This is a genomic window from Pseudomonas sp. S30_BP2TU TE3576 (genome assembly GCF_050436025.1).
GTDB lineage: Bacteria > Pseudomonadota > Gammaproteobacteria > Pseudomonadales > Pseudomonadaceae > Aquipseudomonas.
Map to the genome: position 1 here is coordinate 527,243 of NZ_JBNDLK010000001.1, position 13,263 is coordinate 540,505.

Annotated in this window: 12 protein-coding genes; 8 read left to right on the forward strand and 4 right to left on the reverse strand. The window is 60.3% G+C overall.

Features of this window, described 5'->3' with window-relative positions; genetic code table 11:
• Nucleotides 1-21: 21 nt before the first annotated feature.
• A complete protein-coding gene (locus tag ABIA48_RS02295) occupies nucleotides 22-912 on the reverse strand; it encodes a LysR family transcriptional regulator (protein ID WP_429486885.1) in 891 nt (296 codons plus the stop codon).
• A 131-nt stretch (nucleotides 913-1,043) separates the two neighbouring features.
• On the opposite strand from ABIA48_RS02295, the gene ABIA48_RS02300 reads away from it, so the two are divergent.
• Nucleotides 1,044-2,762, forward strand: coding sequence for a GMC family oxidoreductase (locus ABIA48_RS02300; protein WP_429486886.1), 1,719 nt, complete (start codon nucleotides 1,044-1,046; stop codon nucleotides 2,760-2,762).
• Between the two features lie 85 nt (nucleotides 2,763-2,847).
• On the forward strand, nucleotides 2,848-4,470 hold the full coding sequence (locus ABIA48_RS02305) for an MFS transporter (RefSeq protein WP_429486887.1): 1,623 nt from the start codon (nucleotides 2,848-2,850) through the stop codon (nucleotides 4,468-4,470).
• Between the two features lie 54 nt (nucleotides 4,471-4,524).
• On the opposite strand, the gene ABIA48_RS02310 is transcribed toward ABIA48_RS02305, so the two are convergent.
• Nucleotides 4,525-4,893 carry a DUF427 domain-containing protein gene (locus ABIA48_RS02310; RefSeq protein WP_007991704.1) on the reverse strand — a complete coding sequence of 123 codons (369 nt, stop codon included), beginning with the start codon at nucleotides 4,891-4,893 and terminating at the stop codon, nucleotides 4,525-4,527.
• A 256-nt stretch (nucleotides 4,894-5,149) separates the two neighbouring features.
• On the opposite strand from ABIA48_RS02310, the gene ABIA48_RS02315 reads away from it, so the two are divergent.
• From ABIA48_RS02315 to ABIA48_RS02325, 3 genes are all read left to right on the forward strand, one after another.
• Nucleotides 5,150-7,096 (forward strand): DNA topoisomerase III, encoded by a 1,947-nt coding sequence (locus tag ABIA48_RS02315; protein ID WP_429486888.1) that lies wholly within the window; start codon nucleotides 5,150-5,152, stop codon nucleotides 7,094-7,096.
• Nucleotides 7,097-7,165: 69 nt separating this feature from the next.
• Nucleotides 7,166-7,669 (forward strand): GNAT family N-acetyltransferase, encoded by a 504-nt coding sequence (locus tag ABIA48_RS02320; protein ID WP_429486889.1) that lies wholly within the window; start codon nucleotides 7,166-7,168, stop codon nucleotides 7,667-7,669.
• Between the two features lie 524 nt (nucleotides 7,670-8,193).
• On the forward strand, nucleotides 8,194-8,523 hold the full coding sequence (locus ABIA48_RS02325) for a hypothetical protein (protein ID WP_429486890.1): 330 nt from the start codon (nucleotides 8,194-8,196) through the stop codon (nucleotides 8,521-8,523).
• A gap of 102 nt (nucleotides 8,524-8,625) precedes the next feature.
• On the opposite strand, the gene cynR is transcribed toward ABIA48_RS02325, so the two are convergent.
• The gene (gene cynR, locus ABIA48_RS02330; protein WP_429486891.1) at nucleotides 8,626-9,507 is read right to left on the reverse strand and encodes a transcriptional regulator CynR; all 882 of its coding nucleotides are present in this window, start codon (nucleotides 9,505-9,507) and stop codon (nucleotides 8,626-8,628) included.
• 123 nt (nucleotides 9,508-9,630) lie between these two features.
• On the opposite strand from cynR, the gene cynS reads away from it, so the two are divergent.
• Together cynS and ABIA48_RS02340 are read left to right on the forward strand one after the other, a co-directional pair.
• Nucleotides 9,631-10,098 carry a cyanase gene (cynS, locus tag ABIA48_RS02335; RefSeq protein WP_007997334.1) on the forward strand — a complete coding sequence of 156 codons (468 nt, stop codon included), beginning with the start codon at nucleotides 9,631-9,633 and terminating at the stop codon, nucleotides 10,096-10,098.
• 61 nt (nucleotides 10,099-10,159) lie between these two features.
• Nucleotides 10,160-10,819 (forward strand): carbonic anhydrase, encoded by a 660-nt coding sequence (locus ABIA48_RS02340; RefSeq protein ID WP_008046959.1) that lies wholly within the window; start codon nucleotides 10,160-10,162, stop codon nucleotides 10,817-10,819.
• A 61-nt stretch (nucleotides 10,820-10,880) separates the two neighbouring features.
• On the opposite strand, the gene ABIA48_RS02345 is transcribed toward ABIA48_RS02340, so the two are convergent.
• Nucleotides 10,881-12,383, reverse strand: coding sequence for an aldehyde dehydrogenase family protein (locus ABIA48_RS02345; protein ID WP_429486892.1), 1,503 nt, complete (start codon nucleotides 12,381-12,383; stop codon nucleotides 10,881-10,883).
• 368 nt (nucleotides 12,384-12,751) lie between these two features.
• On the opposite strand from ABIA48_RS02345, the gene ABIA48_RS02350 reads away from it, so the two are divergent.
• Nucleotides 12,752-13,258: an HvfX family Cu-binding RiPP maturation protein gene (locus ABIA48_RS02350; RefSeq protein WP_007991688.1), complete on the forward strand. Its 507-nt coding sequence runs from the start codon at nucleotides 12,752-12,754 to the stop codon at nucleotides 13,256-13,258.
• The last annotated feature ends 5 nt before the right edge of the window (nucleotides 13,259-13,263 follow it).

The following is a 13,263-nucleotide window of genomic DNA, read 5'->3' on the forward strand; positions in this document are numbered from 1 at the left end:
CTTGCTCGCGAAGGCGCCAGTTCAGGCAACGCCCAACAACAACCCCTGCTCCCGCTCACACATCTGCACCACGTAATCCCACAACACCCGCAGCCGCACGGATTTGTGCAGTTCACGGCGGGTGCTGATCCAGTAGCTGCGCTGGATGCTTTCGTCCGGCAGCAGCGGCACCAGGCCCGGGTCGGCACTGGCCATGTAGCACGGCAGCACGGCAATCCCCAGACCTGAGCGCGCAGCCTGCTGCTGGGCGATCACGCTGGTGCTGTGAAACACCACCTGCGGGTTGCGGCAGAAGCTATTGAGGAACATCAGTTCCTGGCTGAACAGCAGGTCGTCGACATAGCCGATCCAGGCGTGACGCCCCAGGTCTTCGCGGCTGTGCAGCGGCGGTGAGCGGTCGAGGTAGTCCTGGCTGGCGTAGAGCGCCAGGCGATAATCGGTGAGCTTGCGGGTAACCAGCATGTCGGCGGCCGGGCGTTCCAGGTGGATGCTGATTTCCGCCTCGCGGTTGAGGATGCTGACAAAACGCGGCACCGCCACCAGTTCCACCTCCAGCCCCGGATAGCGTTCGAACAAGCCGTTCATGCGACTGGCGAGGAACATGATGCCCAACCCTTCCGTCACCCCGACACGGATCTTGCCCAGCGGCGCGATGGACTGGGTGATTTCTTCCTGGGCCAGCAACGCCACGTTCTCCATCGTTTCGGCGTGTTTAAGCAACGCCTCGCCAGCCGGGGTCATCTCGTAACCCTGGGCATGCTGGACGAACAACGCCGTACCGAGGCTCTTTTCGATCGCCTCGATGTGTCGCGCCACGGTGGCATGAGTGGTGTTCAAGCGACGTGCAGCCGTGAGTAAACGCCCGCTGCGCTGCAATTCGAGAAAAAACCGCAAGTCATTCCAGTCGAACATGAATCGTCCTTGTTCTTTGCCGTTCGGGATGCTGTTTAAAAACGCACAGCAGCTGCGCAAAAACTAACATTCTTTTGACGAAAGCTAACAACTAGGATGACAGACAACAAGAACAACAAACGAGGTCAGGGATGCAGCCTTCCCTTGATGAATACGATTACATCGTGGTCGGGGCCGGGCCGGCCGGTTGCCTGTTGGCCAATCGACTGTCGGCCAGCCCGCACCATCGCGTGTTGCTGCTCGAAGCCGGCGGCCGCGACAACTATGCGTGGATTCACATTCCCGTGGGTTACCTGTTCTGCATCGGCAACCCGCGCACCGACTGGTGCTTCAAGACCGAGGCGCAACCGGGGCTGCAAGGTCGCGCCCTGAGCTACCCGCGCGGCAAGGTATTGGGCGGCTGCTCCTCCATCAACGGCATGATCTACATGCGCGGCCAGGCCGGTGACTACGACCGCTGGGCCGCCGACGGCAATCCTGGCTGGAGCTGGCAGGACGTGTTGCCACTGTTCAAGCAGAGTGAAAACCACTTTGCCGGCGCCGCCGAATTTCACGGTGCTGCGGGCGAATGGCGAGTCGAACGCCAGCGTCTGTCATGGCCGATTCTCGACGCCTTCCGCAGTGCTGCCGAACAAAGCGGCATCGCCAGCATCGATGACTTCAACCAGGGCGACAACGAAGGTTGCGGCTATTTCCAGGTCAATCAAAAGGCCGGCATCCGCTGGAACGCAGCCAAGGCGTTTCTCAAACCGATTCGCCAGCGTCCCAATCTAACCGTGCTGACCGGTGTCGAAGTCGACCGCGTGCTTTTGGAGAATGGCCGCGCCTCAGCAGTCAGTGCCCGTTGGCAAGGCCAGGCGAAAACCTTCAAGGCGCGCAAGGAGATCGTCCTCTGTGCCGGCTCGGTCGGTTCGCCAGGCATCCTGCAACGCTCCGGCATCGGCCCGCGTCCGCTGCTGGAACGACTGGGCATTGGCGTCGCTCATGAGCTTCCCGGTGTTGGCGGCAATTTGCAGGATCACCTGCAATTGCGGCTGATCTACAAGCTGGAAAATGCCCGCACCCTTAACCAGATTGCCGGCAGCCTGTGGGGCAAGCTGGGCATGGGCCTGCGCTACCTGTATGACCGCAGCGGCCCGCTGTCCATGGCGCCGAGTCAGCTTGGCGCGTTTGCCCGCTCCGGGCCGGAACAGACATCAGCGAACCTTGAATACCACGTGCAACCGCTGTCGCTGGAGCGCTTTGGCGAACCGCTGCATGCGTTCCCGGCGTTTACCGCATCGGTCTGCGACTTGCGTCCACAAAGCCGTGGCCGGGTGGAAATCCGCTCCGCCAATCCGCAAGAAGCGCCGCTGATCCAACCCAATTACCTGAGCCATCCGGAGGACTTGCGCGTCGCCGCCGATGCCATCCGCCTGACCCGCCGCATCGTCTCCGCGCCGGCCCTGCGCGCCTTCAATCCAGTGGAGTACCTGCCCGGCGACAGCCTGCAAAGCGAAGAACAACTGCACGAAGCCGCCGCGCGCATCGGCACCACGATTTTCCATCCGGTGGGCACCTGCCGCATGGGCAATGACGCCGACGCCGTGGTCGATGCGCAACTCAAGGTCCATGGCATTCCCGGTTTGCGCATTGCCGATGCCTCGATCATGCCGCGCATCACCTCGGGCAACACCTGCTCACCGACACTGATGATTGCCGAGAAGGCGGCACAGATGATCCTTAACTCCGCTGCAACCCCCCCCCCCTGTGGGAGCGGGCTTGCTCGCGAAAGCGGTGGATCATTCACATTAACGTTGAATGACACGACGCCTTCGCGAGCAAGCCCGCTCCCACAAGGATCGCATTAGATTCACGGACATCGAGCATTACCCCTGAAATGGAACACGCAACACCAGTGGAACAACAAAAACAATCACTGAGAGGGATACTGGTATGTCAGAGCACGTTCAATCCCTGGAAGCCGTGCGCAGCGCGGGCACCAGTCAGGAAACCCAGAAAGTCATCTTCGCCTCGTCCCTCGGGACGGTCTTCGAGTGGTACGACTTTTTCCTCTATGGCGCCCTCGCGGCGGTGATCAGCAAGCAGTTTTTCGCCGGGGTCAACGACACCACGGCGTTTATCTTTGCGCTGATGGCCTTCGCCGCCGGCTTCATCGTCCGGCCGTTCGGCGCGCTGGTGTTCGGCCGGTTGGGGGACATGATCGGACGCAAATACACCTTCCTCGCCACCATCATCCTCATGGGCCTGGCGACCTTCTGTGTCGGGCTGCTGCCGACCTACGCCAGCATCGGCATCGCCGCGCCGATCATCCTGGTGATGCTGCGCATGCTCCAGGGCCTGGCCCTGGGCGGTGAATATGGCGGTGCCGCGACCTATGTCGCCGAGCACGCGCCCATCGGCAAGCGAGGCTTCCACACCAGCTGGATTCAATCCACCGCGACCCTTGGCCTGTTGCTGTCGCTGCTGGTGGTGCTGGGCTGCCGTTACTTCACCGGCGATCAGTTCGAAGTCTGGGGCTGGCGCATTCCGTTCCTGTTTTCCATCGTGCTGCTGGGCATCTCCACCTGGATTCGCCTGAGCCTGCACGAGTCGCCGGCCTTCGTGAAAATGAAAGAGGAAGGCAAGCTGTGCAAACAGCCGATTCGCGACTCCTTCGGCAAATGGGAAAACCTCAAGGTGGTGTTGATTGCGCTATTCAGCATCAATGCCGGACAAGCGGTGACCTTCTACGCCGCGCAATTCTATGTGCTGTTCTTCCTCACCCAGTTCCTGAAAATGGACCCGGCCGTAGCCAACGGTCTGCTGATTGTCAGCGTGACCATTGGCGCCCCTTTCTTCATTTTCTTTGGCTGGCTATCGGACAAGGTCGGGCGTAAACCGGTGTTGATGATCGGCCTGCTGCTGGCCACCGCGCTGTACTTCCCGATCTTCAAAACCCTGGCCCACTATGCCAACCCGGCCATCGACCTGGCCAGCCGCCAGGCACCGATCACCGTGATGGCCGACCCGGCCACTTGCACTTTCCAGTTCGACCCGGTGGGAAAGGCGAAATTCGACAGCCCGTGCGACAAGGTCAAGACCTTCCTGGTCAAGCAGGGTTTGCCCTACCAGAGTGCCGTCGCACCGACGGGTAGCGACGTGCAGGTGAGCGTCGGTGACGTGAAGATCGAGGGTTTCGACGAAGCCTCCTTGCGCGGTGCCGTAACTCTCGCCGGCTACCCGCAAAAGGCGGACATGCAGCAGATCAACAAGCCGATGATCGTGGCGCTGATCGTCGCGCTGATCATCATCTCGGCCATGTGTTACGGCCCGCTGGCGGCGTTGATGGTCGAACTGTTCCCGACCCGCATCCGCTATACCTCGATGTCCCTGCCCTACCACATCGGCAACGGCTGGTTCGGCGGCTTCCTGCCGACGGTGTCGTTCGCCCTGGTGGTGTACACCGGGGACATCTTCTACGGGTTGTGGTATCCGGTGGTGATTACCGGGGTGAGCCTGGTGGTGGGGATGCTGTGCTTGCGTGAGACCCGAAACGTCGATCTCGACAAAAACTGAGGTCGTACCTGGCGACGAGGGAGCTGGCTCCCTCGTCGCGTCGACCAACCCCGATCAAACTTCGGCATCGAGCAGTTCAAACTTCACTTGATCCGGATAGAACGCCACGTACCCACGAATCTGTTCGACAGACACCTTGGGGTTCTCGTAACTCCACACCGCGTTGACACCTTCATGCCCCGGCACCTGCAAACTGAAATAACTGGCATCGCCCTTGTACGGGCAATAGCTGGTGTGGTCGGTGCGGGCGAAATATTTCTCGTCGATATCCTCTCGCGGCACGTAGTACACCGGCGGGTAATTGGCCTCCAGCAACACCAGAGCCCGCGCCGAGGCGGCCACCTGAATACCGTGAAACTTCACCAGCAGACAGCCAGGCTGCTCGGCGATGGTGATGACAGGGCTAGGACCGGAGCTTTTCATGGAATACGTTCCTCATGACGGTGATGGACCTGCAAATCGATTGTGGGAGCGTGGCTTGCCCGCGATGGGCTGCGCAGCAGCCCTAAAACCTGAGACCATGGTTTATCAGGTATAAACCAAGTTTCACCCTCGCGAAGGCTTCGCAGCCGAACGGGAGCGACACAACTAGCTGTACATCCATACAGATAAAGATTGCTCCATCGCCCATCACCCGCCATTCTGTGCATCTCTCGCACATTGATCGACGATGGTGGTTATGCGGCTGTACCTCTGTGAAAAACCTTCCCAGGCCAAAGACATTGCAGCCGTACTCGGCGCCAGACGCCGGGGCGATGGCTGTTGGCTGGGAACAGACGTCACGGTGACCTGGTGCATCGGCCATCTGCTGGAAACCGCACCACCGGATGCCTACGACGCGCGCTATAAGCGCTGGGTGCTGGCAGACCTGCCGATCATTCCCGAAAAGTGGAAAATGACCGTCAAACCGCGCACCGCCAGCCAGTACAAAGCGGTCAAGCGCCTGCTCGACGAAGCCAGCGAACTGATCATTGCCACGGACGCCGACCGTGAAGGCGAGATGATCGCCCGGGAGCTGGTGGAGCATTGCCGATATCGCGGGCCGATCCGCCGCCTCTGGTTGTCGGCGCTGGACGATGCGTCAATCCGCAAGGCCCTCGCGGCACTCAAACCGGGGAACGAAACCTTCAGCCTCTATCACTCGGCGCTGGGTCGCTCCCGGGCCGACTGGCTGATCGGCATGAACATGAGTCGGCTGTTCACCTTGCTGGGGCGCCAGTCTGGCTATCAGGGCGTGTTGCCGGTCGGCCGGGTGCAAACGCCGACCTTGCGCCTGGTGGTGGATCGCGATCGCAGCATTGCCGACTTTGTGCCCGTCCCCTATTGGGCCATCGATGTGCAACTGCTGCACAACGGCACCGCGTTCACGGCGCAATGGCGCGCGGCATCCGACGCTTGCGACGATCAGGACCGTTGCCTGAATCAGGCGCTGGCACAACAAGCGGCGGCCGCCATGAGCGGCGCGGCCAGTGCGCGAGTGATCAAACTGCGCACCGAGCGGATGCGCGAAGTGGCGCCGCTGCCGTTCGATCTGGGCACTCTGCAGGAGGTCTGTTCAAAGAAACTCGGCCTCGGCGCCCAGGAAACCCTCGACATCGCCCAGGCGCTGTACGAAACCCACAAAGTCATTACCTATCCGCGCAGTGATTGCGGTTACTTGCCCCTCAGTCAGCACAGCGAGGCGCCGAGTATTCTGGCGGCGCTGCGCCAGGCCGATCCGGCGTTGAACGCCTTGCACGATCACCTTGATCCACAACGGCGTTCACGGGCCTGGAATGATGCCAAGGTCAGTGCGCACCACGGCATCATCCCCACGGCTGCCGCGAAGAATCTCGACCGACTGGTGGGCAAACAGCGTGCGGTCTACACCCTGATCCGCGCGCGATACCTGGCGCAGTTCCTGCCCAATCACGAATACGACCGCACCCAGGCCGACTTCGATTGCGCAGGCCTTGCCCTGCGCGCTGTCGGCAAGCAGATCATCGAGCCGGGCTGGAAACGCGCCCTGCCCGAAGCACTGGCTCCGACCAAGGGCCGCGAAGCCCCGGCGCCGCAGACACTGCCGAACCTGGCCGAAGGCATCGACTGCGCAGTGGCGGGTGTGCAACTCAAGGACCTCTGGACCCAACCGCCGAAGCCGTTCACTGAAGGCGATCTGATCAAGGCCATGAAGAATGTCGCCAAACTGGTGGAAGACCCTCTGCTCAAGCAAAAGCTCAAGGACACCACTGGCATCGGCACCGAAGCGACCCGCGCTTCGATCATCCAGGGCCTGCTCGACCGTGGTTATCTGGTCAAGAACGGCAAGGCCCTGGCCGCCACGCCGGCTGCATTCAGCCTGATCGACGCCGTGCCACGGGCCATCGCCGATCCGGGCACGACGGCGATCTGGGAACAGGCCCTGGACATGGTGCAAAGCGGGGAAATGAGTCTGGAAGAATTCGTCACCAAACAGGCGGCGTGGATGAGCAAGCAAGTCAGTCGTTGCGCCGGATTGAGCCTGAGCATCAGCGGTCCACCGCCCAGCGGATCTGCCGCAGCCCCCTGGAAGAAAAAGCGCAAAGGCGCTCCGCGCAAACCAGCGAGTGGTACCCGGCGCAGGTCAAAACCGGCCAGCAATACTTAAACCCGCCACAGATCGTGCGACGCCGACCATAATCAACTGTGTCCCTTGGCCTATCAGGAGCCACTACGTATGTCTTCGATAGAATTGCACGCTGCCCAACGCGATGAGCTGGAAACCATCGAAAACCTGATGCAGTTCTACACCTACGACTTCAGCGAATGGCTGCCGCTAAAGCTGGGTGAATCCGGATTCTTCAACATCCTGCCCATGCCGGAGTACTGGCGACACCCGGCCACCCGACCTTTCCTGATCAAGGTCGATGGGGAACTGGCCGGGTTCGTGACCGTGGATAACCGGACTCAGCTTCCCGGTGCCGACTACAACATCGGCTATCTGTTTGTCAGTCGACGCTTTCGTGGCCGGGGTGTCGCGCGATTTGTCGTTTCCACCCTCTTGAGTCAATTCCCCGGTCAATGGCAGATTTTCCACATCGAGGCGAATCAGCCGGCGCGCCTGTTCTGGGCCACCGTGATGCCGGGGCTCGGCGTTGGCGTGTTCACCCTGCATCAGCAGCGGGTAGACGGTCATCCCTGCACTTTTTACCGCTTTGAGTGTCCGCCTTTGCCGTCCTGACCGGCACGCCCTCGCCTCCCACCGCTAATTCCGAACAGCTTTGTCCGACAATATGTAGTGACTGAAAATAATCACTACAAAACCGTTGACGCCTCCGTTTTGCCCTTGCATGATGCAGACGTCTCCCCGATCGGGAGTACAGGCAACACGTTTGAGCAAGCTCGTCTGACCGCCGAGCTGTTTTTCCCGGATACACGCTGCCCACAAGGCAGATTGAAGAAGCTGACCTGGCCTGAACGTCCAGTACAAGGGCGAGAAGTCTTGGCGAGCAATCCTCATGAAGCTTGTGGCCGACCCTGAAAATGTCGGCAGTGGCCTTAAGGTTTTCGCCGCTTCTCTTCGTTGTGACGCTATTGCGTAGCAGTTATTCAACACGACTACATGCAACAGACGCAGGACCCCGCCCAAATAAGGCGGTCGAACGCTGACGTCCTGGTTTCGGTGCCAGGGATCAACTAACCGATGGGCTACCTGTATTAGCGAATCAACTTTGAAAGATCACCAATTGGTCAAGGGGCTTTATGATGAATCTGAACAATCAACCAACTATCGATGAACTGGCTCGTATGTTCGCTGCAAAGAAAGACAGCCACGACAGCCACATTCTCTGGATCAGCAAGTCTGGCCAGGTACATATCGACTGCCTGTCGCCTCATGCCCATGAAGCAGAGTTCGACCAGAACAACCAGAACCTGCTTGCCCGACTGAAGATGTACCGTCGCGGCCAGGGCTATGTCGGCAAGAAAGCCGCAGCCGACAAGGACTTCATCGGTAGTGTTCTGCAAACCCTGAAACAGGCTTGGGCCTCGATGCAGAACCAGAATGAAGTTCGGGTGATTGACCGGTTCTACTAATTAAATGAGTCATCACTGACCATTGATAAACAGGGCCTGCTCCCAATAAGGAGCAGGCCTTTTTTATTCCCGTACAAAGATCAAATGTGGGAGTTGTAGTAGTCAAGAAAACCCCATTCCCAACACCAGATCCACAAATGCCAGTGACGCCGCACTGTGATAGTTATTCTTGCGCCGAAGCAACGCGGCCCCGCGTTCAGGCGCCGCCCCCGGCATGGACAGTTTGCGCAATGCCCGATCCTGAGTGGCGATGGGTTCCGGCAGGATGGTGGCGATGGCGCAATGACGGATGACTTCCAGCAGCGTGTTGACCGAGTTCACTTCAATCACCACTTTGGGCGTGATACACGCCTGCGCGAAAAACTCATCGATGCACGTGCGGGTGATGTAGTCCGGGGTCAGTAGGGCAAATTCAAGTTCAGCCACCTCTTCCCCGGACAGCGCATCCTGGCTTTCGTACAACGGATGTTCGCGCCCAACCATCAACCCCAGGGTTTCGGTGAAGGCCGGGATCGATTCGATGTCGGCGCTTCTCACCTGATCAAACGCAATCGCGACATCCAGCGAATCATCCGCCAGCCCGGCCTCGATCTCATCCATCGACAACTCGAAAATCTCCAGATGGATGTTCGGGTAGCGCACCACGTAGTCGCGTACCAGCGGCCCTACCAGATAGGCCATGAAGGTCGGCGTCATGGCCAGGCGCAAGGTCCCGCGGGACAAATCCTTCACGTCATGCAACGCACGCCTGCCCGCTTCCAGCTCCACCAATACCCGCCGCGCACATTCAATGTAAGCCTCTCCGGCATCGGTGGGCTTGACCGTGCGCGAGGTGCGGTCGAACAGGCTCACACCCAGGGACTCTTCCAGTTGCCGGATCTGCTGCGACAAAGTCGGCTGGGACACGTGCAGCACTTCGGCGGCGCGCGTGAAACCACCGTGATCGGCGACCGCCAGCAGATAACGCAAATGGCGTAGCAACATGGGACTCTCCATCTATAGGCAGTGCTTATGACTCGCATTGTATATCGGTCTTGGACGCTATGGGTCGATCGGCAGAAGATGGCCTCACACCCAAGCAACACCCCGTCCGATAGGAGAATCACCATGCAACAGTCCCATGCCTACAACGACCCAAGCCTGGCCCTGACCACTTCTGTCCTTGATGCCAAGGCGCGCAAAAACCTGTCGTGGCAGGACCTCGCCGACGGCACCGGATTGAGCCTGGCCTACGTCACCGCTGCCCTGCTCGGTCAACATCCGCTGCCGGAAACCGCCGCCAAAGTAGTAGGCGACAAACTCGAACTGGACGCCGACGCCGTGGCCCGGCTACAGATCATCCCGCTGCGCGGCAGCCTCTCGGGTGTGCCGACCGACCCGACCATTTACCGCTTCTACGAAATGATCCAGATCTACGGCACCACCCTCAAAGCCCTGGTTCATGAGCAGTTCGGCGACGGCATCATCAGCGCGATCAACTTCAAGCTCGACATGAAGAAAGTCGAAGATCCGGAAGGCGGCTCCCGCGCAGTCATCACACTCGACGGCAAGTTCCTGCCGCTGCGCCCTTTCTAAGTTGATATCGGCCCGCACTGCCGGTGCGGGCCAAACCCTACTCACCCATGAGGAAGCAATCATGAAAGCGCTCATCGACGGTTTTTTGAAGTTCCAGAAAGAAGCCTTTCCACAACGCACCGACCTGTTCAAACACCTGGCCACCACCCAACATCCAGGCACGCTGTTCATCACCTGTTCCGACAGCCGTGTAGTGCCGGAACTGCTGACCCAACAAGAGCCCGGTGAGCTGTTCGTGATCCGTAACGCCGGCAACATCGTGCCGTCCTACAGCCCGCATCCGGGTGGTGTATCGGCCACTGTCGAATATGCCGTCGCTGTACTCGGCGTGACCGACATCGTGATCTGCGGCCATTCGGACTGCGGCGCCATGACGGCGGTAGCCAAGTGCACCTGCATGGATCATCTGCCCGCCGTCAGCGGCTGGCTGCAACACGCCGAATCGGCAAAAGTGATCAACGAAGGCCGGCCACATGCCAGCGAAGCGGCCAAGGTCAGTTCGATGGTTCGGGAGAATGTCATCGCCCAACTGGCCAACATCCAGACGCACCCGAGTGTGCGACTGGCCCAGGAAAAAGGCCTGTTGAATCTGCATGGCTGGGTGTACGACATCGAGACCGGCTCGATCGATGCGCTGGATGCCGACAGCCGAAGCTTCGTGTCGCTGGTCGAGCATCCGGGCACTTGTGCCGTATCGGCCAAGGCGATCAAAGCCGCTTGATCAGAACTGCCGTTTGTTCAAAAAAGTGACCGCCCTTGCAGCGGTCACCGGTTCCGCTATCTCAGCGTTTGACGCCCAGATCGACCTGGGTCATGCGGCTACGGATGGTGAACACGCCATCCCCCGAGAGAATCGCACTGCGAGCGAACAGGCGCCCGCTCTCCCAGTTCGAAAGCCCCAACTCCGGCTTGTTCAGCGCGTACTGGCCATCGACCCAACGGGTAATGCCATTGCCGACAAAAGGCGCGTTGACCGCGTTGTAGAAGCGCTCCTGAGCCTCGGCACTTTCACTGATCAATGACACGGTGAATTGCGGACTGTAGCGATTGAACAAGGCAATGGCGCTGTCCAGGTCATCGACGATTTTCAGGCTGACTTCCGGGGTTTCTTCCCACTCCCATTCGCGGCCCAATTGATCTTCCGGCAACGGCTCAGCCTGCGCTTCGGTCTGATAGCCTTCGGCGCGATACACCTCGACTGTTGCAGCCAGCCAGTCTTGCGGCAGGTGCGACTCGCTGCCTTCGACGATGTGCAACTTACAACCCTGCCCCCTTTCGGTGCCGGCCTGCTTGAGCGCGTCGAGGAACAGCGGCACCAGTTCAGCGGCGCGGTCGCGGTGAATCAGGCAGACATTCAGGGTGTTGCAGACTTTGCGGTCCAGGGAGTTGCGCACCACGGCGGCAAAGCGCCGGGCATCCGCATCGGCGTTGGCGATCAGCCAGGCGCCACCGGTGCCGTGCAGGCTGACCGCCGTGCCGGCCTGCTGCGCGATGCTACCCAGTTGACTGACGGCGCGCCCCGAACCACGGGCCACCGCCAATGACAGGCGCCGATCAGCGAACATCGCCCAACCGGCGGCGTGGTTGACGCTTTCCACCAGCGACACCGCGCCAGCTGGCAATCCGGCATCGTTCAGTGCGGGATTCAACGCATGGGCAACAATCGCCTGGGCGGTGCCCAACGCATCACTGCCGATGCGCAACACCGCAGTGTTGCCGGTGCGCAATACACCGGCCGCGTCAGCAAACACATTCGGCCGGCCTTCGAAGACGAAGGCGACGATGCCCAATGGCGAGACCACTTGCTCGACCTTCCAGCCATCGTGCTCGACGCAGCTGACCACTTTGCCACGGCTGGCCGCTGCATCACGCCATGCGCGCAGGCCGGCGATCATGTCGCGACGCATGCGCTCATCGGCCAGCAACCGGGTGGTCGAGCGACCGCGCGCCTTGGCCCGTTCGATATCGGCCAGGTTGGCAGCTTCGATCAAGGCCCAGCACTCCGGGGTTTCCAGGCGTTGGGCAAACAGGTCGAAGAAGGCGCTGATCGCTTGGTCAGACACCGCCGACAGCGCAGTAAATGCCGCTTGGGCACGCTCGATCGCGACGTTGGCCGCTTGCTGGTCCGCCACGGGGATCAACAACAACTCGCCGCTGACCTGCTCCACCAGCAGGTGGTCACCGGGCTGGAAGCGTTCCGCCAGTTCGGGGCTGACGACAGTGACACGATTACCGGCGAAAGGGATTGGCGTGCCAGCGACTAGACGTTCGAGCGCAAGAGACATGAAGCGGTTACACCATGCAGAGGGCGGTCGGAAAATGTATAGCAATTTCTCCGGAGCGTCACGTTTCACACCGTGATCCCCTGTGGGAGCGGGCTTGCTCGCGAAAGCGGTGTGTCAGCCAGATTGATGTTGCCTGACACGCCGCTTTCGCGAGCAAGCCCGCTCCCACATTGGTTGTGCACTTACGTATCTCAGTGTATACAGCCCCGCCCCTGACACACGCCACACTCAAAACCCCGCCACAACGACACACCGCAGATACACCCCATTGCTGAAATACGCCTGTCGATTGGCCAAGCCGATCAAAGCGCTCAACCCGCGGGGCATGCCGTTGCCCCGCTTCCCTGACCTGAGAGAGAACAACGCCCATGAGCACCTTCATTTCTTCGGCCGTCAAAGGCCTGCACCTGAACCTCGACCGTGCCGGCGACTGGGTTGCGCCTCTGGCGTTGCGAGTGTTCCTGGCCTGGGAATTCTTCGAGTCCGGCCTGGAAAAATTCAACGGCCAGAACTGGTTCGTCGATATCCAGGAGCGTTTTCCGTTTCCGTTCGACCACGTTTCAGCGACGCTGAACTGGGAACTGTCGATGTGGGCCGAACTGATCTTCGCCATGACCTTGCTGGTGGGCCTGGGCACACGTTTTTCGGCGTTGAGCCTGATGGTGGTAACCCTCGTTGCAACCGCCGCCGTCCATTGGCCCGCCGACTGGCACACCCTGAGTGAACTTGCCCGAGGCTATGCCATCAGCAACAAGGGTTATGGCAACTTCAAGCTGCCTTTGATCTACCTTGTGGCCCTCACACCGCTGCTGCTGTCCGGTGGTGGCAAGCTCAGCATCGATGCGCTGTTGGCTCGTTTCTGCTGGCGTCGCTGAAACGA

Coding starts and splice junctions, on each gene's coding strand:
- ABIA48_RS02295 (WP_429486885.1), bottom strand. CDS start 912: ATGTTCGACTGGAATGACTTGCGGTTTTTTCTCGAATTGCAGCGCAGC.
- ABIA48_RS02300 (WP_429486886.1), top strand. CDS start 1,044: ATGCAGCCTTCCCTTGATGAATACGATTACATCGTGGTCGGGGCCGGG.
- ABIA48_RS02305 (WP_429486887.1), top strand. CDS start 2,848: ATGTCAGAGCACGTTCAATCCCTGGAAGCCGTGCGCAGCGCGGGCACC.
- ABIA48_RS02310 (WP_007991704.1), bottom strand. CDS start 4,893: ATGAAAAGCTCCGGTCCTAGCCCTGTCATCACCATCGCCGAGCAGCCT.
- ABIA48_RS02315 (WP_429486888.1), top strand. CDS start 5,150: ATGCGGCTGTACCTCTGTGAAAAACCTTCCCAGGCCAAAGACATTGCA.
- ABIA48_RS02320 (WP_429486889.1), top strand. CDS start 7,166: ATGTCTTCGATAGAATTGCACGCTGCCCAACGCGATGAGCTGGAAACC.
- ABIA48_RS02325 (WP_429486890.1), top strand. CDS start 8,194: ATGAATCTGAACAATCAACCAACTATCGATGAACTGGCTCGTATGTTC.
- cynR (WP_429486891.1), bottom strand. CDS start 9,507: ATGTTGCTACGCCATTTGCGTTATCTGCTGGCGGTCGCCGATCACGGT.
- cynS (WP_007997334.1), top strand. CDS start 9,631: ATGCAACAGTCCCATGCCTACAACGACCCAAGCCTGGCCCTGACCACT.
- ABIA48_RS02340 (WP_008046959.1), top strand. CDS start 10,160: ATGAAAGCGCTCATCGACGGTTTTTTGAAGTTCCAGAAAGAAGCCTTT.
- ABIA48_RS02345 (WP_429486892.1), bottom strand. CDS start 12,383: ATGTCTCTTGCGCTCGAACGTCTAGTCGCTGGCACGCCAATCCCTTTC.
- ABIA48_RS02350 (WP_007991688.1), top strand. CDS start 12,752: ATGAGCACCTTCATTTCTTCGGCCGTCAAAGGCCTGCACCTGAACCTC.